Annotated in this window: 17 protein-coding genes; 11 read left to right on the top strand and 6 right to left on the bottom strand. The window is 53.7% G+C overall.

Going from position 1 to position 22,696, the window contains the following annotated elements:
• Nucleotides 1–101: 101 nt before the first annotated feature.
• The gene (aceF, locus tag RKA07_RS14265) at nt 102–1,754 is read right to left on the bottom strand and encodes a dihydrolipoyllysine-residue acetyltransferase (protein ID WP_310966627.1); all 1,653 of its coding nucleotides are present in this window, start codon (nt 1,752–1,754) and stop codon (nt 102–104) included.
• A 10-nt stretch (nt 1,755–1,764) separates the two neighbouring features.
• Entirely contained in the window at nt 1,765–4,428 is a 2,664-nt protein-coding gene (gene aceE / locus RKA07_RS14260) for a pyruvate dehydrogenase (acetyl-transferring), homodimeric type (RefSeq protein WP_310966753.1), read from the bottom strand.
• Nucleotides 4,429–5,081: 653 nt separating this feature from the next.
• On the opposite strand from aceE, the gene RKA07_RS14255 reads away from it, so the two are divergent.
• A complete protein-coding gene (locus RKA07_RS14255) occupies nt 5,082–6,446 on the top strand; it encodes a KamA family radical SAM protein (RefSeq protein WP_200202944.1) in 1,365 nt (454 codons plus the stop codon).
• Between the two features lie 69 nt (nt 6,447–6,515).
• Nucleotides 6,516–8,405, top strand: coding sequence for a hypothetical protein (locus RKA07_RS14250; protein ID WP_310966626.1), 1,890 nt, complete (start codon nt 6,516–6,518; stop codon nt 8,403–8,405).
• A 67-nt stretch (nt 8,406–8,472) separates the two neighbouring features.
• Here RKA07_RS14250 and RKA07_RS14245 read toward each other — a convergent pair whose 3' ends face one another.
• The 3 genes from RKA07_RS14245 to trxA all read right to left on the bottom strand — a co-directional run bounded on the left by RKA07_RS14245 (nt 8,473) and on the right by trxA (nt 10,648).
• Complete coding sequence (locus RKA07_RS14245; RefSeq protein ID WP_310966625.1) at nt 8,473–9,234, bottom strand: helix-turn-helix transcriptional regulator; 762 nt, start codon at nt 9,232–9,234, stop codon at nt 8,473–8,475.
• Between the two features lie 22 nt (nt 9,235–9,256).
• Nucleotides 9,257–9,616 carry a hypothetical protein gene (locus tag RKA07_RS14240; protein ID WP_200369665.1) on the bottom strand — a complete coding sequence of 120 codons (360 nt, stop codon included), beginning with the start codon at nt 9,614–9,616 and terminating at the stop codon, nt 9,257–9,259.
• 168 nt (nt 9,617–9,784) lie between these two features.
• Nucleotides 9,785–10,648, bottom strand: a complete 864-nt coding sequence (trxA, locus tag RKA07_RS14235; protein ID WP_200369666.1) for a thioredoxin — start codon at nt 10,646–10,648, stop codon at nt 9,785–9,787.
• Between the two features lie 164 nt (nt 10,649–10,812).
• Here trxA and lon point away from each other — a divergent pair, with 164 nt between their 5' ends.
• On the top strand, nt 10,813–13,263 hold the full coding sequence (lon, locus tag RKA07_RS14230; protein WP_200369667.1) for an endopeptidase La: 2,451 nt from the start codon (nt 10,813–10,815) through the stop codon (nt 13,261–13,263).
• Nucleotides 13,264–13,282: 19 nt separating this feature from the next.
• Here lon and RKA07_RS14225 read toward each other — a convergent pair whose 3' ends face one another.
• Complete coding sequence (locus tag RKA07_RS14225) at nt 13,283–13,777, bottom strand: MarR family winged helix-turn-helix transcriptional regulator (protein ID WP_200202949.1); 495 nt, start codon at nt 13,775–13,777, stop codon at nt 13,283–13,285.
• Between the two features lie 334 nt (nt 13,778–14,111).
• Here RKA07_RS14225 and RKA07_RS14220 point away from each other — a divergent pair, with 334 nt between their 5' ends.
• From RKA07_RS14220 to RKA07_RS14185, 8 genes are all read left to right on the top strand, one after another.
• On the top strand, nt 14,112–15,224 hold the full coding sequence (locus tag RKA07_RS14220) for a branched-chain amino acid ABC transporter substrate-binding protein (RefSeq protein WP_200202950.1): 1,113 nt from the start codon (nt 14,112–14,114) through the stop codon (nt 15,222–15,224).
• A 160-nt stretch (nt 15,225–15,384) separates the two neighbouring features.
• Nucleotides 15,385–16,308: a high-affinity branched-chain amino acid ABC transporter permease LivH gene (gene livH, locus RKA07_RS14215; RefSeq protein ID WP_200202951.1), complete on the top strand. Its 924-nt coding sequence runs from the start codon at nt 15,385–15,387 to the stop codon at nt 16,306–16,308.
• On the top strand, nt 16,308–17,579 hold the full coding sequence (livM, locus tag RKA07_RS14210) for a high-affinity branched-chain amino acid ABC transporter permease LivM (protein ID WP_200202952.1): 1,272 nt from the start codon (nt 16,308–16,310) through the stop codon (nt 17,577–17,579). Before livH ends, livM begins: the two co-directional genes overlap by 1 nt.
• 6 nt (nt 17,580–17,585) lie before the next feature.
• Complete coding sequence (gene livG, locus RKA07_RS14205) at nt 17,586–18,341, top strand: high-affinity branched-chain amino acid ABC transporter ATP-binding protein LivG (RefSeq protein WP_200202953.1); 756 nt, start codon at nt 17,586–17,588, stop codon at nt 18,339–18,341.
• 8 nt (nt 18,342–18,349) lie between these two features.
• On the top strand, nt 18,350–19,051 hold the full coding sequence (locus RKA07_RS14200) for an ABC transporter ATP-binding protein (protein ID WP_200369928.1): 702 nt from the start codon (nt 18,350–18,352) through the stop codon (nt 19,049–19,051).
• Between the two features lie 268 nt (nt 19,052–19,319).
• Nucleotides 19,320–19,784, top strand: coding sequence for a DUF3015 domain-containing protein (locus RKA07_RS14195; protein WP_200369668.1), 465 nt, complete (start codon nt 19,320–19,322; stop codon nt 19,782–19,784).
• Between the two features lie 85 nt (nt 19,785–19,869).
• On the top strand, nt 19,870–21,735 hold the full coding sequence (locus RKA07_RS14190; protein ID WP_200369669.1) for an Lnb N-terminal periplasmic domain-containing protein: 1,866 nt from the start codon (nt 19,870–19,872) through the stop codon (nt 21,733–21,735).
• On the top strand, nt 21,705–22,583 hold the full coding sequence (locus RKA07_RS14185; RefSeq protein WP_310966624.1) for an alpha/beta hydrolase: 879 nt from the start codon (nt 21,705–21,707) through the stop codon (nt 22,581–22,583). The genes RKA07_RS14190 and RKA07_RS14185 overlap by 31 nt, the downstream gene beginning before the upstream one ends.
• Nucleotides 22,584–22,696: the final 113 nt, after the last annotated feature.

Genomic DNA, 22,696 nt, shown 5'->3' with positions numbered 1-22,696 from the left:
CTCTGATGGGTCTCTGAATCACTTTATGGTGACAGAATACAAAAAATCCGCCCCAGCCAGGAAGACTGAAGGCGGATTCAACGTTATCAACCTACCAGAGCTTAGAGCAACAGGGTACGAATATCCCCTAGTAGCTGACTGAGCAGCGAGGTAAAGCGCGCCGCATCAGCGCCATTCACGGCACGATGATCGTAGGACAAAGACAGCGGCAGCATCAGCCTTGGCTGAAACTCGCTTCCATCCCACACAGGCTTCATAGCCGCTCTGGAAACCCCCAGTATCGCTACCTCCGGCGAATTCACAATCGGCGTGAATGCCGTACCACCGATACCGCCCAAGCTTGTGATGGTGAAACAGGCGCCCTGCATTTCTGCAGGTTTTAACTTCCTGTCACGGGCTTTCTGGGCAAGCTCGGCACTTTCTGCCGCCAGCTCCCACAGTCCCTTCTGATCCACATCACGAATCACCGGAACCATCAGCCCGTTGGGTGTATCCACTGCAATACCAATGTGAATGTATTGCTTGTGAACCACCTCTTTGCGCTCCATATCAAGAGACACGTTGAACTGCGGCAGCTCGGCCAGTGCCGTTGCACAGGCCTTCAGAATGAACGGCAGAGGCGTCATCTTCACGCCTTTCTTCTCACCCGCCGCTTTCTGGGATTTTCGGAATGCCTCCATATCGGAGATATCCGCATCCTCAAACTGGGTTACGTGGGGCACATTAAGCCAGCTACGCTGCATGTTGCTGGCAGTAACCGCCATCATCCGTGACATAGGCTCTCGCTCTATGTCGCCGAACTGGCTGAAATCTGGCAGCTTCACACCCGGTATTCCCGATCCCGTACCAGCGCCCGAGCCTCCCTGCTGAGTCTGTTGCAGCTGACTTTTCACATAGTCGTTCACATCGTCTTTCAGAATCCGGCTTTTCGGGCCAGATCCTTTGATGCGAGTCATATCTGCACCCAGCTCTCTAGCCAGTTTGCGCACAGCCGGGCCAGCATGAACTCTGGCACCCGGTGAGGGTGGCTCGTAGGTTGAACTTTGCGGCTGCACCTCCGGCTCTTTCGGTGGTGCTCCCTCTGACTTGGGCTCAGGCTTCGAATCCTGGCTGGAGCCTGACGATTCCTCGCTCTGCTCTTCAACTTCTTCATCACCGTCGTCGGCAACCATCATCTCCAGAAGTTTGTCACCCTCTGAAAGCTTGTCACCTTCGGCAACCAGAACCTTTACCACTTTGCCAGCATAAGGTGACGGTATATCCATGGATGCCTTATCAGATTCAACCGTCACCAAAGATGCATCTACCTCAATGGTATCGCCTTCAGATATGTTGACTTCGATAACCGGCACTTCTTCCATCCCATCCAGAGGCGGAACCAGCACCGTTTCCTTGCGGGAGCCGCCAGACTTTTTCTTCGGCTCCGGCTTGCTCTTTTCAGGCTCTGATTTGTTATCGGAACTGGCGCCACTTTCTGCTTTCGCTTCCGGCTCATCCTCCGCTCCGCCAGCGGCGCCTTCCGCGTCCATCATCGCCACCACGTCGCCTTCTTTCACCTTGTCTCCAACCTTCACGGAAAGCTTGGTGATCTTACCGGCACCAGGGGATGGCAAATCTACGGAGGCCTTATCGGTTTCAACAGTCAGAATCGAGTCCTCTGCCTCCACCGAATCGCCGACACTTACCAGAATCTCAATTATCTCAACTTCATCTGCCCCGCCGAGATCGGGAACCTTGATTTCCTGTTCGCTCATGACGGTCTCCTTAGCAGTGCGCCGGGTTCGTTTTGTTACGATCGATACCGTACTTGCGCATGGCTTCAAGAACCTGTTCCTGCTTGACCTCGCCATCTTTCGCCAAGGCAGACAGAGCAGCAACCGTTACGTAATAACGATCCACCTCGAAGAAGCTTCTCAGCTTCTCGCGAGTGTCACTGCGACCAAAACCATCTGTACCCAATGTCAGGAATGTTTTGGGGATAAACGCCCGCAACTGTTCGGAGTGCAGCTTGATGTAGTCTGTCGACGAGACGACCGGGCCTACCTGGTTTTCCAGGCACTGAGTGACATGGGCCTTGCGGACTTTGTCATCCGGGTGCAGCAAGTTCCAGCGTTCCACGTGCTGACCATCACGGGCAAGCTCGTTAAAGCTGGTCACACTCCAGACATCCGAGGCAACACCCCAGTCGTCTTTCAGCATCTGAGCAGCAGCCCGCACTTCATTGAGAATGGCGCCTGCACCCAATAGCTGTACACGCAGCTTTTTCTTGCCGCCTTTCACTTCAACAGATTCGAACTTGTACATGCCTTTGATGATGTCTTCTTCACAACCCTTGGGCATGGCCGGCTGTTCATAGTTCTCGTTTTCCATGGTGATGTAGTAGAAAACGTTTTTGTTCTCTTCAAACATCTCCTTCAAACCGCGATGAATTACCACAGCCATTTCATAGCCGAAGGCAGGGTCATAGGCCTTACAATTGGGAATGGTGTTTGCCAGCACATGGCTATGACCATCCTGGTGCTGCAAACCCTCGCCATTCAGCGTGGTGCGCCCTGCGGTACCGCCAATCAGGAAGCCACGCGCCTGAATATCGCCCGCGGCCCAGGCCAGATCTCCCACCCGCTGGAAGCCAAACATGGAGTAGAACGCATAGAAAGGAATCAGCGGGAAGTTGTTGTTGCTATAGGATGTCGCAGCCGCTATCCACGCGGCCATAGCACCACCTTCATTGATACCTTCCTGCAGGATCTGCCCCTTCTTGTCCTCCCGGTAATACATGATCTGTTCACGATCCTGGGGCACATATTTCTGGCCTTCAGATGTGTAGATACCCAGCTGGCGGAACATGCCCTCCATTCCGAAGGTGCGGGCTTCATCAGGCACAATCGGCACTATGCGCTTGCCAATGCGTTTGTCCTTGACCAGCGCGCCAAGCAACCGCACAAACGCCATGGTTGTGGATATTTCACGGCCGTTTGAACCTTCCAGAACCTGCTTGAAAATATCCAGATCAGGAATCTGGAGTGGCTGGCAGTCCTTGCGGCGCCGAGGATAGAAACCACCCAGTTCCTGCCGGCGCTTATTCATATACGTCAGCTCTGGACTGTCTGGCGCCGGGCGGTAATAGGGTACGTCTTCCAGCTCTTCGTCTTTCAGCGGAATCGCAAAGCGATCACGGAATGATTTGAGGGTTTCAAGATCCAGCTTCTTCAAGGAGTGAGCCGTATTCTGGGACTCACCCGCTGCACCAAAACCGTAGCCCTTGATGGTGTGGGCGAGAATAACAGTGGGCTTGCCATTGGCCTCAGTCGCCGCTTTTTTATACGCGGCATATACTTTGTATGGGTCGTGACCACCACGGTTGAGCTTGTTGATGTCTTCGTCCGTCCAGCCTTCTACCAACTTGGCCAACTGCGGGTACTTGCCGAAGAAATGCTTGCGGGTGTGAGCAGGCCCGTTGTGGGTAAAGTTCTGCAGATCGCCATCGCAGATCTCGTCCATGGCACGCTGCATAACGCCGTGTTCGTCCTGATCGAACAAGGTGTCCCACACCCTGCCCCAGACTACCTTGATCACGTTCCAGCCAGCACCCCGGAAGGCGCCTTCCAGTTCCTGGATAATCTTGCCGTTACCCCGCACCGGCCCATCCAGACGCTGCAGGTTACAGTTCACTACGAACACAAGGTTATCGAGATTCTCCCGACCAGCCTTTGAAATACACCCGAGCGTTTCAGGCTCGTCAGTTTCACCGTCACCTACAAAACACCAGACTTTGCGGTCACCCATTTCAACGAGTTCGCGGCTGTCCAGATACTTCATTACGTGGGCCTGGTAGATAGCCTGAATCGGCCCAAGGCCCATGGAAACTGTAGGGAACTGCCAGTAATCCGGCATCAACCACGGGTGCGGGTAGGAAGAAAGGCCGTCTCCGTCAACTTCTTCGCGATATTTATCAAGCTGCTCTTCTGTGAACCGCCCTTCCAGAAAGGAGCGGGCATAATTCCCCGGCGATGCGTGGCCCTGGAAATAAACCAGATCAGACTCGCGCTTTTCATCACCGCCGTGGAAGAAGTAGTTGAAGCCCACGTCGTAAAGCGTGGCTGCCGAAGAAAATGTGGAAATGTGGCCGCCCAGATCGCCCGGGCGCTTGTTCGCCCGCACTACCATGGCCATGGCGTTCCATCGAATCAGCGAACGAATCCGGCGCTCCATAAACAGATCGCCCGGCATCCTCGCTTCCTGCGTTGCTGGAATGGTGTTCCGGAAAGGCGTCGTGATCGAATAAGGTAATTCGGTACCATCCCGGCTGGCGCGTTCGGAGAGGCGCTCCAGAATGTACTTAACCCGATCTATTCCTTCGTTCTCCATGAGCGATTCAAGCGCTTCAAGCCATTCGCTCGTTTCAATGGGATCATCATCCTGGTACATCAAACCTTCCCCCTTCGCATCCAAAAATGCTGCAGATGCCAGTCGTGGCATCCGCGCATGCGGTAACAATAAAAACTGTGACAACGACAGTTTTTTCTATGAGTGTTCTGCCGGAAGACTTACCGGCCAAGGGTACAAACTGTATTCATCAAGCATAGAACAGCTTTTCCACTTTTACTGCCTGCCCCCTATAAGGATGGCCAACTTGCAACACGAACTCGACCAACCCCCTGGACAAGAGCCCAAATTCCGTAGTCTTTTTACTACACAAAACTCCAAATCCACCCTTGAGAACGTGATGCCTTGCGGAAAACAGCAAAATTATTTCGATTAGTTACGCAATAATGCCTTTTTTCCGAACACCAAACAACCAGCCTCAGACCAACGTCTTAGTCCCGCAAACCATCACTTTTTAATTACCACGCTAAATGATCAAAACAGAAACTACCCGAGAAAAAACTCAAACAATACTCTTATATTTCAACGCTATAGAAAACAACTGAAACCTGGAGCAACTTTATTCAACTCATTTTTAATTAGACCTGAAACTAAACAACAATTTATGTATACTCGCCTGCCCATTTTTTGGCCATCGGAGCGGCGTTACTTTTGCCCTCCAGTCACTTCATTCTTTTAACCACAGAGGGCGAACTATGAATTCAATCGTCACCTTCCCTAATCGGATTCCCACCACAGAATTCGAGGAGCGACGCTTCAAGGTTTATACAGACCGCCAGCTAGACAAAATCGAAATCATCCAGAACCTTCCGGAAGAGACTCTGTTTGAAATGAAGGTGGTGGCCAGCGTGCTGCCGTTTCGCGTAAACGAATACGTGATCAATGAGCTGATCAACTGGGACAAAGTACCCAACGACCCCATCTACCAACTGGTATTCCCGCAAAAGGGCATGCTCAAAGACGAACACTTTGAGCGCATGGCCAAGCTGCACCGTGAAGGTGCCGAGAAAAAAGAGATTCAGGCCGTCGCCAAAGAGATCCGCGACGACCTGAACCCGCACCCGGCTGGCCAGATGGAAATGAACATGCCGGAACTGGAAGGCGAAGTGCTCGACGGCGTGCAGCACAAATACCGCGAAACCGTGCTGTTTTTCCCGGCCCAGGGCCAGACCTGCCACTCCTACTGCACCTTCTGCTTCCGCTGGGCGCAGTTTGTGGGCGACAAAGACCTGAAGATGTCCAGCACCGAGGCAGACAAGCTGCACGGCTACCTGCAGGAGCACACCGAAGTAACTGACCTTCTGGTTACCGGTGGCGACCCCATGGTGATGAAAACCAAGAGCCTGGCTCAGTACCTTGAGCCTCTGCTGCAGCCGGAATTCGACCACATCCAGACCATTCGCATTGGCACCAAGGCTTTGACCTTCTGGCCTTACCGCTTTGTAACCGACAAAGATGCAGATGAGTTGATTGACCTGTTCGCCAAGTTGGTGGATGCGGGCAAACACATTGCGATCATGGCCCATTACAACCACTGGCAGGAAATCACCACCGACATCGCCGAAGAGGCCATTCGCCGCATTCGCGCCACGGGCGCTGAAATTCGCGCGCAAGGCCCGCTGATCAAGCACGTTAACGACAATGCGGATGATTGGGCCAGGCTCTGGAAGAAAGAAGTACAGCTGGGCATCATCCCTTACTACATGTTTGTGGAGCGGGACACAGGCGCCAAGAACTACTTTGAAGTGCCCCTGGCCGAAGCCTTTAACATTTACCGCGAGGCCATGAAAAAGGTCAGCGGCCTGGCCCGAACCGCCCGCGGCCCCAGCATGAGCGCAGGCCCCGGCAAGGTTGAAGTTCAGGGCATTGCGGAAGTCGCTGGCGAGAAAGTCTTCGTGCTGCGCTTCCTGCAGGGCCGCAACCCGGACTGGGTACAGCGTCCTTTCTTCGCCAAATACAGCGAGACGGCTACCTGGCTGCATGAGCTGGAGCCAGCGTTTGGTGAGGAGAAATTCTTCTTTGAGGATGAGTTTGAGGCGATGAAGCAGGGGATTGGCTAACGCTGCTGCATGAGCAGCATCGCAGATTGCGAGAGAGGCCGGGTGGAAGGATTAACCCGGCCTTTTAGTATGCTGTCTTCTCTTCAAAATCTGTCAAACAGTGTAGAATTGTGTTTCTTTATATATCTGCAGTTTAACCACCTATCCCCCTCGAAAGCCTGCCCTTACTGGGCTAAACCCTCTTTTTGCTACAACCACCTCGAAAATACTGAACCCGGGACACCCCCATATAGGGGCATGCACCCCAAAAGGCACATGCTAACTTCTTCGCCGTTAACATTGTCGATTCATAAGGGGTTTCCAAGGAAAAAAATAAAACATATTGCTATGGCGGGCGCGCTGTCCTCCACATTGTTACTTGTTGGCTGTGGTGGATCATCGAGCAGCGAGAGTGGTGCGACGGTTGAACTTATCCGGGTCGACAATAGTGGGGCCCAAGTAGGGGGTGTGCTGGCAACTACAGCAACCTCAATCACCGGGGACTATACCCTCACCCTTCCTGAAGGAGTCAATCTTGCAGGCAACCTGGTTGTAAGAATTACCGGTAGCAATGATGCTCTCCACGCCCAAGTAGTAGAGAGGGATGTGGACATCTCGCCGGTATCCGAGTTCGTGCTGCAGAAGTTCATCGACCAAGGCGCAGCACTGGACCAACTGGCAGTATCGGATGTTGTTAAGCTTTCTGGCCGAGCGGAGGAGTTTGACATCACTCTGGCAGCCGCAGCCAATCTGGACGCCGTTTTTGCAGCCCTGGAAAGTGAAATAGGGGATTTCGTTGAAAATGAAGTGGCCGTTTCCACCGCACCTGCCGGTAACGCTGCCAGCATTGCAGGAAATTACCGTAACGCCGCTTTTTCATTCGGGCTCAGTGACAGTGAGAGCAATGGCTATGGCTCCTTTGCAATCGACGTATGGACGGGCGATTTTGCGTTTGCAGACAATGGAGCCAACAATCTTTCACTCACAATTCTAAACGAGGAAAGCGCATTCGGCGACCTACGTGGTACAGCAGTAAACCAGGGTAGCGTTTACTATGAGAGCGAGGTGGAGCCCAATATCAACGAGACCTTCCCCGGGAAACTCTCTGCCAATGGCATCCTTTCCGTTTCTGGCGAGTTCGAAGAAGATATCGATGGCGATTTTGGCTGGCGCTACCCTCCAATGGCATACAACTTTTCACAAGTTGGCGATTCGGGGCTTTTCTTTCTTCTTACAAACGAAGCGTCTGTCCGGTATGTCACCATTGATACCAATGGCGATGGAATAAAGGATGCAATCGACCCACAACAAAAAAGTGGCGACGAAATCTTCCGAAATCTCGAAATGTTCAGTCGTCAACCGACAAATTTCAGCGACACTGATCTAGTGGGCCAGTTTGGCCGAGTCTATATCGAGGCCGGCATGTCCACGAGTCATATTGAACTACTCACGGAGACCAACACTCTCACGTTTGCAGGGGACGGCACCTTCACTTACGGCGCCTTTACCGATGCGGACGGCACCAATACGCAAGATGCAAACTTTGGCCAGACGTTCTTGCTGAAGCTCCCAACTGTCGCGCCCGATGTAACGAACAACAAATACCGAATGCTCCTGGTGGCTATGCAGCTGAGTGATAGTGGCGAACTCATTCTCTCTTCAAGCAAATTTAACAGTTATGTGAACATGAGTTCCGCCATAGAGGGAACTGTGGACGGCGCATTCATTGAAGTCATAAAGCCGAATCTTGGTGGCGACATTTCAGTCGAGACGTATACAGTGTCAGGTACAGATCTTACAGCCAATATCGCCAGTAATGGGGCGGCGACACTTACAGTAGGAGACACTGAAGGCACAATGACCATCGAGGGCTTCTTCAACAATGGCGCGACCTTGGGTATCTTCACGCTCCGCCATGCTGATTCTGGAAGCGATCCTGACGAGCTCGGCATCGTTATTCTGGTAAAAACCAACAGTTAATAAACACCCGAAACAGCAGAGCGCCCCTTATCCGAGCGCCCTGCTGTTCACCACACAAGCAGCACATCTACCGCAACAAAGCCGACAGAATCGTACTAATCAATTGCCCCTGCCGACTCTGACCGGTTTTATGGAATATCTGTTTCAGATAACTACGAATGGTCGCCTCACTTTTATGCCGTTTTGCGGCAATGTCTTTCAGGCTGAGGCCGGTAACAAGATCCTCACAAACCTCCGCTTCCACCGGGGAAAGTAAAAAGTACTCGGCAATCTCTTCGGCACTGGGAAACACTCTCGAATCTGAATTTATCACCGTTATCAATACACCCCCGGTCAGCAACTCATTATGCTCAAGAGGCCTTAAGGTCATTACCAGCGGGGTTTCTTTATCCCGACCAATGATCAGGGTTTCAGGACGCGCGGTCTCATCGCCTACGACGACACCAGAAGCGCGCGTAACTGCACCAAGAAAGGCCTTTTGAACAACACTGGACTGAAAGCAGATGCGCTGACCCCGAATAGCCAGGCACTGTTCCCGGCCCATCAACTCATCACCTCGCTGATTCGAAAGCACCACATGCCCCCGGTTGTTCAAAACAAACGCCGCCTCGGAAATCAGCTCTGCTATTGCTGAAAGTGATTGTTCCGCGCTTGGATGCTGGTGAAAGGTCTGCGCCAGGCCGACCGTTTGCCGTACAAATGGCACAAGGCGGTTCAAGGCTTCAAGCTCTCCCGGTACATAGGGGCCTTGAGCGACAGTACGTTGAACGGTAAGCAATATAATGTGGGTGTCTGATGCATCAACCACCAACCACGCCGAATCAAGCATGCTCTGATCTGACTCCCACCGATCATAATCGTCGCCGGGACGGGCCATTCTCCAATAGCGGCAAGGCGGAATTGAACTCGCCTGGCGGCTGAGTAATCGCATAATTGGTGACTGCATCATGCTCAATCATATTGTTGTCAAGATACCAGGCTAGAACCTCATCAGAGAGCCCGGCGTGCCAGAGATGCTCTATCGCCCGGGGCGCCTTGCGGATGAAGGAAAGCTGGGCTGCGCATCCGTTAATGGCGGCCGTCAGCATAGCCAGAAAATCATGGAAGCCGGCTTGGTGCTGTAAAGACTCATACAGGCACCGAATCAACTCAGGCTCATCTGGAAGGACTTCCTGGTGGCTATATGCCCCATGAAGCGATTGAGACTCCATCAGCTCTCCCACGTAGTTGGTTTTTATTGTTACGGGAACTTATTACTTGCTTCCGCTAACCAAACTATAGAAGAAACTCAACGATATGTAGAGAAAAACGGGCTATCAGGGATTTTCGAGGAAGTTAGCGGGCCATCGTCATGGCGGACAACCCGCTAAATAATGGGATCAGTGCATAAGGGTATAAAGCTTGCGCCGGTATACGCGCACATCCGGGTTGTTATTCCCCAGCTTCTCAAACAACTCAACCAAGGTGGTTTTAGCCACCTCGTCTTTGTATTTACTGTCTACCTGCATAAGTTTGATGAGTAGTTCCATCGCTTCCGCATTTTTGTCCTGCAGCACATTGTGCAGCGCCAAAAGGTGCAAGGCATTGGGGTCTTTCGGGTTCTGCTCCAGCGCCATTTCAAGATCCTTCATGGGCGGTAGCTCTGCAGACTGCTTCAGGAACTTTATTCTGGCCGCCAGCTGTTTTGCCTGATGCTGCAGCTTTTCCTCTGGCGGAAGGCTTTCAAGCACCTGCTCGGCGGTTTCTATGTCACCACTTTCGGCTTTCAGCTGGGCCAGATCGATCAGCACCTTCATATTTTCCGGATCTTTCCGGTTCATCTCAGTGAGAATAGCCAACGCTTCATCAACATCACCTTCCTCCCAGATGCGGTGGGCTTTCTCGTATGGCGCTTCCTCAGGAAGCTCAACATGTTTCTCTAGCACCTTGCGGATTTCACTCTCAGGCAATGCCCCGTTGAATCCATCAACGGCCTGTCCATCCTTCACCATAATAACGGTTGGCAGGCTGCGCACACCCAGGCTGGTAGTTAGCTGCTCCTGCTCATCCGCATTGACCTTCGCAAGCCGAAAGGCCCCCTCGTACTCGATAGCCAGCTTTTCCAGCAAAGGCATTAGCTGTTTGCAGGGCGCGCACCACTCGGCCCACACATCCACAAGTACGGGCGTGGTAGAGGAGGCATCCATAACCTCCTGCTGGAAGTTTTCCATGGTGGCTTCAAAAATATGGGGAGAGCTGCTCATGTAGGGCACCTGAAATGTTCGTATATTGGTTAAAGCATAAATGGGGTTACAGAACTGGAATTCAAGAGCGTCAGGCCAAGGCTTGTGTGCCCTTGAGCTTGAAAATATAACTTTAGGCTCTAGGTAGTGAACAGACACGCCTCTTATCAGGAAGCATTAGCAGCATGAATCACGACACCGACAAAGACTCGCTGGAAGAATTCGAGGAAGACATCACCGAATACATTGGCAAAAATGAACACAGCAAGGAGTTGGCACTGCCGGCACAATCCTTGCCCAAGCGGATGTATGTATTGCCTGTATCAAACCGGCCATTTTTTCCGGCACAGGTGCAACCTGTCGTGGTTAATCAAAACCCATGGCAGGAGACCCTCAAACGCGTAGCCGAAACCGACCACAAAATGCTTGGCATTTGTTTCGTCGATGATCACCAGCCTGGGCAGAACATACCCGAGAGCGGCGAACTGGCCACGATTGGCTGCGCTGTACGGGTTCACCATGCGCAGAACAAGGATGGCAACGTTCAATTTATAGCCCAGGGTCTGCAGCGCTTCCGCATAGTTCAGTGGCTGCGCCGCAAACCGCCGTATCTGGTCGAAGTGGAATACCCTCAGGAGCCCGAAGAAGACGCCGATGAAACAAAGGCATACACCCTTGCCATCATCAGCGCCATTAAAGAACTGCTACGCACCAACCCGCTCTATGGCGAGGAAGTAAAGCAGTATCTCTCCCGCTTTGGTCCGGAAGACAGCTCCCCGCTGACAGATTTTGGCGCATCCATGACCAGCGCGCCCGGCACGGAGCTGCAAGAAGTTATAGACACTGTCCCGCTGCTCCGACGCATGGAAAAGGTGCTGTTACTGATGCGCAAAGAGCTGGAAGTTGCACGGCTCCAGACTGAAATCAGCGACGAAGTGAATGAGAAGGTGCAGAAGCACCAGCGAGACTTCTTCCTGAAAGAACAGCTCAAGGTTATCCAGCGCGAACTGGGCATGTCGAAAGACGACAAAACGGCCGATGCAGAGCGCTTCGAAGCGCGCATGGCGGAACTTGATCCGCCCGAGGCTGTGCAGGAGCGCTTTGATGAAGAACTGCAAAAGCTGCAGATTCTGGAACAGGGATCGCCGGAGTATGGTGTTACCCGCAACTACCTCGACTGGCTCACCCAGGTGCCCTGGGGCCAGCATTCCGAGGATCAGTTTGATCTGGCAAAAGCCCGCAGCATTCTGAACCGCGATCACGATGGCCTCGATGATGTAAAAGACCGGATTATCGAGTTCCTCGCCGAGGGTACGTTCAAGGGCGAAGTGAGCGGTTCCATACTACTGCTTGTTGGCCCGCCGGGTGTGGGTAAAACATCCATTGGCCACTCAGTGGCGGACGCGCTCGGGCGCAAGTTCTACAGATTCAGCGTTGGCGGCATGCGCGATGAAGCTGAAATCAAGGGCCACAGGCGCACCTATATCGGCGCCATGCCCGGTAAATTTGTGCAGGCACTGAAAGACACAAAAGTGGCCAACCCGGTGATCATGCTGGACGAAATCGACAAGATCGGTGCGTCTTATCAGGGCGACCCCGCGTCTGCACTGCTGGAAACCCTGGATCCGGAACAGAACAAGGAGTTTCTGGATCACTACCTGGATGTGCGTATGGACTTGTCCAAGGTGCTGTTTATTTGCACAGCCAACCAACTGGATACCATTCCCCGCCCGTTGCTGGATCGCATGGATGTTATTCGCCTGTCCGGGTATATCACCGAAGAAAAGCTGGCGATAGCCAAACATCACCTGCTTCCACGTCTACTGAAGCGGGCCGGATTGCTCAAGAAGCAGTTCAATATTACCGATGCTGCCATCCGCCAGATTATTGAAGGCTATGCCCGGGAGGCGGGCGTGCGGAATCTGGAAAAGATGCTTCACAAGGTCATGCGAAAAGGCATAGTAAAGCTGCTCGAATCCCCGGACGAGCCAATAAGGGTAGGCGTATCGGACTTGCAGGAATATCTGGGCCAGCCTGCGTTCCGCAAAGAGAAAGCCCTGAAAGGAATTGGGGTGGTCACCGGATTGGCCTGGACCTCTATGGGCGGCGCAACGCTGAGCATTGAGGCGTCACGAATTCATAGTAGCCAACGAGGCTTCAAGCTGACCGGCCAGCTTGGTGATGTCATGAAGGAATCCGCAGAGATCGCCTACAGTTACGTTGCCTCGAATCTGAAGCGGTTCAAGGGTGACCCTGGCTTTTTCGACAAGTCATTCGTACACCTTCATGTACCGGAAGGCGCAACACCTAAGGATGGGCCAAGTGCAGGTGTCACCATGGCAACAGCACTGCTTTCCATTGCCCGCCGGGAAGCACCTCAGCAAAACACAGCAATGACAGGAGAGCTGACACTCACCGGCCAAGTGCTACCCGTGGGAGGCATTCGCGAAAAGGTCATCGCGGCCCGCCGACAGAAAATCAGCAACCTGATTCTTCCGGAAGCGAACCGAGGAGATTACGACGAACTACCGGACTATCTCAAAGAGGGTCTGACCGTTAACTTTGCCCGACACTATAACGATGTGTTCCAGGTGTGCTTTGGCAACAAACCCAAAACCGGTTCAGTGGTGCATTGAGGCCGGGGAAAGAAAAGGCTCAGGCCTTTTCTTTCCAGCCATCATCCTTCAGCACAGGGCCGACATCCAGCACGGGTGAAGCATCAATGTCGTCGGCATCCATCATGTTGGCGACTCGCTGAAGGGAGGCCAGAATCATGTTCTGCTCCCATTCATGAAGGCTCTGGAATTTCTTGATGAAGTCTTCTTGCAAGGGGTTGGGCGCGCGAGAAAGTATGTCGGCACCACTCTCCGTCAGATGCGCATGAACCTTGCGTTTGTCTTGCGTACTGCGAACACGGTAAACCAGTTGCCGATGCTCCAGGCGATCAAGAATGGTAGTGACGGTTGCCTGGCTCAGGCTCACCTTGTCGGCAATGGTGCCAATCGTGACTTCACCCAGATCCCGGATGGTCCGCATAATCAGGAGTTGCGGCCCGGTAAGCCCCGCATTCTTGCTGAGTCGCTTGGAATGAAGATCTGTTGCCCGGATAACACGTCGGAGTGCCACCAGAACATGTTCATAATTCTGCACTGTATTACTGCTCCAATAAGGCCTACCGGCCATTGCTTACACCACTAACTATTAGAGGTTTTCGTACCCCTGAATGCAAGCAAATACACGCGCCTGCTTCCTTTTTTCCCCACTGCACGCAATACTTTTTTAATGTGAGCTTTGAACAGTTGCGCGACAACGAAAGCTTCCGCACACTGGCACTCACAGATCATCTCTACATCACCGGGACTTTAACTGGAAAATGTTAAATGATCGCAGAAGCCTCGGGCTAGCTTGACAAGGCAGGATGTGTAGTGTTTGTTTAGCTATCTGAGAACATAAGAATAACCCTGAACCTAACAGGACAGACTCAATGACAACTTCACTAAAAAAACTCGTAACCGCCGTTAGCACTTCCGTTGCACTCATGGGCGCAGGCTACGCAGCTGCAGACATCCAGATTGGTATCGCTGGTCCAATGACCGGCCCGGTTGCCCAGTATGGCGACATGCAGTTCTCCGGCGCCCGTATGGCCATTGCACAGATCAACGCAGCCGGTGGTGTAATGGGCGAGAAGCTCGTCGCTGTAGAGTACGACGACGTTTGCGACCCCAAACAGGCCGTTACTGTTGCGAACCGGTTGGTAAATGATGGCGTCAAGTATGTCATTGGCCACCTCTGCTCAAGTTCAACCCAGCCTGCGTCTGACATTTATGAAGACGAAGGCATTCTGATGATCACTCCTGCATCAACCAGCCCGGAAATCACCGAGCGTGGTTATGAACTGGTGTTCCGCACCATCGGCCTCGATAGCATGCAAGGCCCGGTTGCCGGCAACTACATCGCCAGCCAGAACCCCAAGCGCGTTGCTGTCGTGCACGACAAGCAGCAGTACGGTGAAGGTATCGCCACCGCCGTTCGCGACACTCTGAAAGACAAAGGCGTCGAAATCGCCATGTTTGAAGGTGTCACCGCCGGTGACAAAGACTTCTCTTCTCTGGTGACAAAGCTCAAGCAAGCCGACGTGGACTACGTTTACTTTGGCGGCTATCACCCTGAACTGGGCCTGATTCTGCGCCAGGCGCGCCAGGCAGACCTGAAAGCCAAGTTCATGGGTCCTGAAGGCGTTGGCAACAAAGACATCAACACTATTGCCGGCGAAGCCGCAGAAGGCCTTCTGGTAACTCTGCCACCCAGCTTTGATGAAAAGGCCGAGAACAAGGAACTGGTTAAAGCATTCGAAGCCAAAGGTGAAGATCCATCAGGCCCGTTTGTGCTGACATCTTACGCCGCCGTCCAGTTGGTTGCCCAAGGCATTGAAGCAGCGAAATCCACGGATGCATTCGACGTGGCAGCAGCACTTCGCAGTGGCAGCTTTGAAACGCCAATCGGCACAGTGCAGTACGACAAAGCCGGCGATATGAAGTCATTCGAGTTTGTTGTGTACGAATGGCATTCAGATGGCAGCAAAACTCCGGTAAACTAAGCCAGATCGTTACTAAACGGTAATCAAAAGAGCACCTTCTCACCGCGATCCGGGAGAAGGTGTTTTTCTAGGCTCCCGTTAATTCTGTCTCATTCCTGGCGTAGTTATCCTGCGCCAGGCTGAAACAGCGGAGGGAGCGGGCCTCCGGAGTCAAACAATAATGCAAGACCTCCTTTATTTCTCTCAGCAGCTCATTAACGGGCTTACGATCGGGAGTGCCTATGCCCTGATCGCCATCGGCTACACGATGGTTTACGGCATCATTGGCATGATCAACTTTGCCCATGGTGAGATCTACATGATCGGCGCCTACACCGCGCTCATCGCCATTACCGGCCTGACAGCTCTCGGCCTTGCCTGGCTACCACTGATTCTTATCGTTGCACTTCTGTGTGCCATGCTCGTCTCCAGTTCCATGGGCTGGGCAGTAGAACGAGTCGCCTATCGGCCAGTTCGCGGCCGTCACCGCCTGATCCCATTGATCTCTGCAATCGGCATGTCCATCTTTTTGCAAAACTATGTTCACCTGGCTCAGGGCTCCCGCAACATCGGCTTTCCTGCGCTCATAGAAGGCGGGTTCAACTTCAGCGCTGATGGTGCATTCGAGATGTCGCTCTCCTATATGCAAATCACCATCTTTATTACCACATTGATTTGTATGACCGCACTGTCGCTCTTTATTTCCCGCTCCCGCACAGGCAGAGCCTGCCGGGCTGTTTCCCAGGATATCGGCATGGCCAGCCTGCTGGGCATAGACACCAACCGCATCATTTCCGCCACTTTTATCATCGGCGCAGCACTGGCAGCAGTTGCCGGCCTGCTCCTTGGCATGTACTACGGCTCGGTTGATCCATTATTCGGCTTTATCGCGGGGCTCAAAGCCTTTACCGCGGCAGTACTTGGAGGTATCGGCAGCATTCCCGGCGCCATGCTTGGCGGCCTGATTCTCGGGGTCTCGGAAAGCATGACATCTGGCTATCTCAGCGGTGAGTATAAAGACGTGGTCTCCTTCGGCCTGCTCATTCTCATACTGCTGTTCAAACCCACGGGCCTGCTCGGCAAACCGGAGGTTGAGAAGATCTGATGGCTGCTAACAACATAAGACACGCCCTGTTCTGCGCGATTGTCACACTAATCATTTCTTTCCCTATTCTTGGCCTTAGCCTCGAAGCCAAGGGCGTCAACATCACGCTCTCCGGCGCAAAAACCTCAACCTATGTCGCCATAGTGCTGGCTGCGGTTGCCGTGTTTGTGTTCCAGATCTTCCGCGATACATTCATGGGCGCGCTGGGCAAGCTACCCAACCTCAACCCCTTGGCCGGCAGAGAGCCAATGGAACAGAACAAACGGGTAAAGCTCGAATCCTGGTTACTGACAGGTATCGTGGTGTTTGCACTGTTCTGGCCGTTCCTTGTGTCACGGGGCTCGGTGGATCTGGCAACGCTGGTACTGATCTATATCATGCTGGCTCTGGGCCTTAACGTAGTCGTAGGCCTCGCGGGCCTGCTGGATCTCGGGTACGTGGCATTCTATGCAGTTGGTGCTTACACCTTCGCCCTGCTGTCCCAGTACACTGGCATTTCGTTCTGGATGGCCTTGCCTATCGGGGCCTTGCTGGCCGGTTTGACCGGAATGATTCTGGGCTTCCCGGTATTACGGCTGAGGGGGGATTATCTGGCGATCGTCACCCTGGGCTTTGGCGAGATCATCCGCATCCTGCTCAACAACTGGACAACTCTGACCGGCGGCCCCAATGGCATTGGCGGCATTCCCGAGCCCACCCTGTTTGGCATGGAGTTCGGCCGACGCGTGAAGGAAGAAGGCAACACCTCCTTCCACGAAACCTTTGGCATTGCTTATAGCGGCGAGCACAAGGTTATCTTCCTGTATCTGATTGCTCTGGTGCTTGCGGTTATTACGGCGCTGATCATCCGACGCTTCATGCGGATGCCAGTTGGCCGGGCCTGGGAAGCTCTGCGCGAAGACGAAATCGCAGCTCGCTCCCTTGGCCTTAGCCGGACCGCGGTCAAGCTATCTGCCTTCACCATTGGCGCTTTCTTTGCCGGGTTTGCGGGCACTGTATTTGCCTCCAAGCAGGGGTTCATCAGCCCCGAATCTTTCGTGTTCCTTGAATCCGCCATCATCCTGGCAATCGTGGTTCTGGGCGGCATGGGCTCTCAGCTTGGCGTTATATTGGCGGCTATTGCGGTAACCATCCTGCCGGAACTGGCACGAGAGTTTTCCGAGTACCGCATGCTTATTTTCGGCGCTGCCATGGTGCTGATGATGGTGTGGCGACCACAAGGCTTGCTGCCTGTGCGCCGTGTCCAAATCACACTGAACAAGCAGGGGTGACAGACGATGCTTGAAGTACAAAATCTGTCCATGCGTTTTGGCGGCCTGCTGGCAGTTGACGGCGTTTCACTGGACGTGCAGGAACGGGAAATCGTTTCCATCATCGGCCCTAACGGCGCCGGAAAAACCACCGTATTCAACTGCCTGAGCGGGTTTTACAAGCCCACGGGCGGCAAAGTCATTTTTGAAGGCAAAGAGATACAGGGTATACCGGACTACAAGATTTCCCGGCTGGGTATGGTGCGAACCTTTCAGCACGTGCGCCTGTTCACTCAGATGACCGTTGTGGAGAACCTGCTTGTAGCCCAGCACCGCCACCTTAACACCAACATGATTGCCGGCCTGCTGGGCACGCCCAATTACAAGGAACGGGAACAGAAAGCGCTGGATCGCGCAGCCTATTGGCTGGAGCGTGTTGGCCTTCTGGATCTCGCCAACCGGGATGCAGGCAATCTGGCTTACGGCCAGCAGCGGCGGCTTGAAATTGCTCGCTGCATGGTCACCGAGCCCAAACTGCTCATGCTCGACGAGCCCGCGGCTGGCCTGAACCCGGCGGAAACCAAAGAACTCAACCAGCTGATTGTGAGCCTGAAAGAGGACTACAACGTTTCCGTGGTGCTGATTGAGCACGACATGAGCCTGGTAATGGATATTTCCGACCGGATTAACGTCATCAACCAGGGCAAACCCCTGGCCAGCGGCACCCCGGAAGAAATCCGCCACAACGACGACGTGATCAAAGCCTACCTGGGCGAGGCCTGACTATGAGCATGCTTGTACTAGAAGATGTCCACACCCACTACGGCAAGATTGAGGCCCTGCATGGGGTATCTGTTGAGGTAAACAAAGGGGAAATTGTCTCGTTAATCGGGGCCAACGGCGCTGGGAAAACAACGCTGCTGATGACAGTATGCGGAATGCCTCAAGCCACGTCCGGGCGCATCATTCTGGAAGGCCGGGATATCACCCGCGAGCCCACCGCGCAGATCATGCGTTCAGGGTTGGCCATAGTGCCAGAAGGTCGGCGTATATTCTCTGGCCTGACGGTTGAAGAGAACCTGCACATGGGCGGGTTCTTCACCAGCAAATCCGAGATTCGCAAAAGCCAGGCCCATGTATACGAACTCTTCCCGCGATTGAAAGAACGTGAGAATCAACGTGCGGGCACCATGTCTGGTGGCGAGCAGCAGATGCTGGCCATAGGCCGGGCACTGATGAGCAGCCCCCACATGATCATCCTGGACGAACCCTCACTCGGGCTGGCGCCACTGATCATCAAACAGATCTTCGAGATCATCGGCCACCTGCGGGACGAAGGCATTACGGTGTTCCTGGTGGAGCAGAACGCTCACCAGGCATTGAATCTCGCCGACCGTGGCTATGTATTGGAAACAGGGAAAATTCGCCTGCATGACACAGGCAAAAACCTGCTCGCCAATCCGGACGTGCAAAACGCCTATCTGGGGGGCTAAGCGTCAATTCGCGTGACTCAAAACCGGAGCCTGCTCCGGTTTTTTTATGCCCGTTTTCTATCCCGCCAAATGAAAAAAGGCAAATAGTCTGGCGAAATCAAATAGTCACAGAAGTGTAGACTTGCCTTTATCAAATCTGCACTATACTCAAGGCAACGGTCTTAATGCCTGTCTCCACGGGAGCCCGTCAGGGCCGTTCCCCACAGCCAGCAACCGAGCTGGCCATGTGGATTTTGCGACGACTGTATAAAATACAAAGGAGTGGATAATGAAAAAATTGATCGCAGGTGCAATTCTTCTGGGTGCTTCTTCCATGGCTTTTGCTCAGCCTGGCTGTGGCGTTGGCGCCATGATCTGGAAAGGCCAATCAGGTATTGCTCCGCACGTACTGGCTGCTACAACTAACGGCACATTCGGCAACCAGACCTTCGGCATGACTTCTGGCACATTGGGCTGCACGACCAACGAGTCTGTTCAGTCAATGGCGATGTACATGGACAGCAACATCGACAAAGTAGCTCGCGACATGTCTCGCGGCAACGGCGAGAACCTGGAGACTCTGGCAGTTCTTCTGGGTGTTGAAGAAGCAGATCGTGGCGATTTCCGTCAGATTCTGCAGGACAACTTTGCTGCTATCTTCCCAAGCTCCGACACCACTTCTGGTGAAGCAGTAGACGCAATCGTCGCCCTGCTGGAGAAGAATGAGTCGCTGAGCAAATACGTAGCGGCCTGATAGCTAAACCGTAGGGATGCACCAAGCGCCAAGGATGGCGCGCTCCCCTCGCTTCATAACTCCCGACCGGACCTTGTATTAACCCATGGGCAAAACGCTTCGCATTGGGCCAGTGGTGCTTTGGCTCATCGCCAGTTTACCTCTACAGGCTCAGACTCAGGCCACCAAAGACCCGCTCCATCTGGATCCGGCCTGGCTCACACTCATTCATTATCAGCCCGACCTGCTCGGGAATGGCCATACCAGCCAAGCCGACGACCCGGACTTTTTTCTGAGCGAGGATGGCAAAACCTCCCCCAAGGCAGAACTGGAGGCGACACTGGCAGCAATACAACAAACTGGCAGCGGCGATAATCATGCCCGATGCCGTTTTCCTGCGCGGGATGCCTGGCTTCGTGAACGTCTGGAGCTACCGGCAACGGCAGCAGCGTGCCCGGGTTATCAGAAATGGACGGAAACGCTGAATACTGAAAGCGTTACGCTGGTTTTTGCTGCCTCATATCTGAACAGCCCTTCATCAATGTTCGGGCACACATTTCTGCGACTGGACCCACCCCAGGAAGACGAGCAAACCAACCTGCTGCTCGCCAATACGATCTCTTATGCGGCTGATGCCGCTGCCCACGACAGCGAATTGCTGTTCGCCTATCGTGGAATCTTTGGTGGTTACCCCGGCATTACAACCATTCAGCCTTATTACGAAAAAATCCGGCTCTACTCGGATATAGAGCACCGGGATCTTTGGGAATACAAACTCAACCTGAATCAGCAGGAAGTAGACTTCATGCTGGCTCACGCCTGGGAAATCCGGGACCGGAATTTTGATTACTACTTTTTCGATGAAAACTGCGCCTACCGGCTGCTGGCACTCATCGACATCGCGCGCCCTGGCACCAACCTCCTGGGCGAAGTCAGCACTCACGCCATTCCTTCTGACACCGTGCGCTGGGTGGTCGATAAAGATCTGGTTGAGAAGGTGCACTACCGTGCGTCTGCCGCCACGGCTGTAGCCCACAGCCTGGATGCGCTACCCAAACCACAGCAGACTCTTGCCGCAGCCATCGCAAATGGCTATGTGGAGCCAGACAGCGACGAAGTACTTGCCCTGCCAGCTCAAGAACGGGCGCACCTGCTAGACGCCACCTACGATTACGTGCGCTATCAAACTGAGGCGGATAGCTGGCCTAGAGAGGTCGCTGCTCCTCTATCCCACAACCTTCTACGCGAGCGCAGCAAAATTCACGGTGTAGTTTCCCTTGATGAACCACCAGAACCTCAGGTGCGTGACGATCAGGGACATGACACTTTCCGCATAAGCCTGGGAGCCGGCCAGTTGGACCATCGTGAGTTTACCCAGCTCACATTCCGACCGGCCTACCACGACGTTCTTGACCCACCGGCCGGCTATCGCAGTGGGGCACAGTTACAATTCCTGCGCCTGGATGCTCGCTACTACACAAACAACGACGAACTTCAGCTAGAGCAGCTTACTGGCGTTGAAATCCGCTCCCTGAGCCCGAGAGATGCGTTTTTCTCACCTTTATCCTGGCAGGTGGGCTTTGGTGGTCGTCGTACCGATACCGGCTACAAACGGGTTCTGACGCCCTACCTGGAAGGTGGTGCAGGTGGGAGCTGGCGCTTGGGCCAGCAAACGCAGGCCTTCGCCGTTTTTACTGCAGATGTGGAAATCGATGACGACCTTCGTCGCGGCTACGATGCGGCACCCGGCGCTGACATCGGCCTGTTGCACCAGAACAACCAATTCAGCCTGCTGGCCGGTGCAAAAGCCAAGGCCTGGATCGTCAGCAGTCAACACCGGCAAGATCAACTTTACGCCAAAGGCGACTGGCACTTCGGCCGCGAATTCAGCCTCTTCGCCGAATTTACCAGAGAAGATCACTACGACAGGTACCAGAGCGCATGGCACGCCGGACTCCACGTTTACTTCTGAAAACACGCTCGCTGAAAGCGCCCCTGCTGGCGCTTTTCGTCTCAGCCGCAGTACTTATGCAGGGCGGCTGCAGCAGCTTGTTCTTCTTTCCGGACAAGAACACCTACATCACCCCCGATCGCCTGAATCTTTCCTACGAAAACATCCACCTCAACACCGCAGACGGTGAAACCCTCCACGGCTGGTGGTTACCCGCAAAGGGCGAAGTACAAGGCACCGTATACTTCCTCCATGGCAACGCCCAAAACATCAGCAGCCACCTGCTCAACGTGGCTTGGCTGCCAGCCGAAGGCTACAACGTATTCGCCATAGACTACCGGGGCTACGGTAACTCAACAGGCGCGCCCGACATAGAAGGCGCCCTGCACGATTCCGAAACCGGCCTGCGCTGGCTAGCCACAAAGCCTGAAACCAAAAACACCCCCATCTTCCTCCTGGGCCAAAGCCTGGGCGGCGCCTTAGGGCTAACTCTCGCCAGCGAATGGGTACAAAGAAACGAAACCCCGGAACTCAACGGCATCATCCTCGACGGCACCTTCTCCGGCTTCCGTGGCATTGCGAGAGAAAAGCTCTCAGAGTTCTGGTTAACCTGGGCCTTCCAGATCCCCCTGAGCTGGACCATCCCGGACGAATACGAAGGCGTAGACCTTATCGCCAATATTAGCCCCACCCCGATTATGATCATCCACAGCGTGCGCGACGGCATAATCCCTTTCCACCACGGGCAGGCGCTTTATGAAGCTGCTGGCGAACCAAAGCAATTCCTGCCAACAGATACTCCTCATACGGCTACGTTCATAATTCCTGCTTATAAGGAATCCGTACTGGAGTTTTTGAAGAAGGAGTAATTTCGCAGGCGGCAGGGTGTTGGGGAGGGCTTTTCAAAACTGTGCGGAGCCATGGATGGCGTAGCCAAGCGTACAGGGAAGTATTCACAGCGTGTTTTGAAAAGCCCTCCCCA

Origin of the sequence: Marinobacter xiaoshiensis, from assembly GCF_031631795.1 — a bacterium.
Classification (GTDB): Bacteria; Pseudomonadota; Gammaproteobacteria; order Pseudomonadales; family Oleiphilaceae; genus Marinobacter; species Marinobacter xiaoshiensis.
The sequence above is the reverse complement of the archived record's forward strand: the minus strand, read 5'-3'. Positions and strand labels throughout refer to the sequence as shown.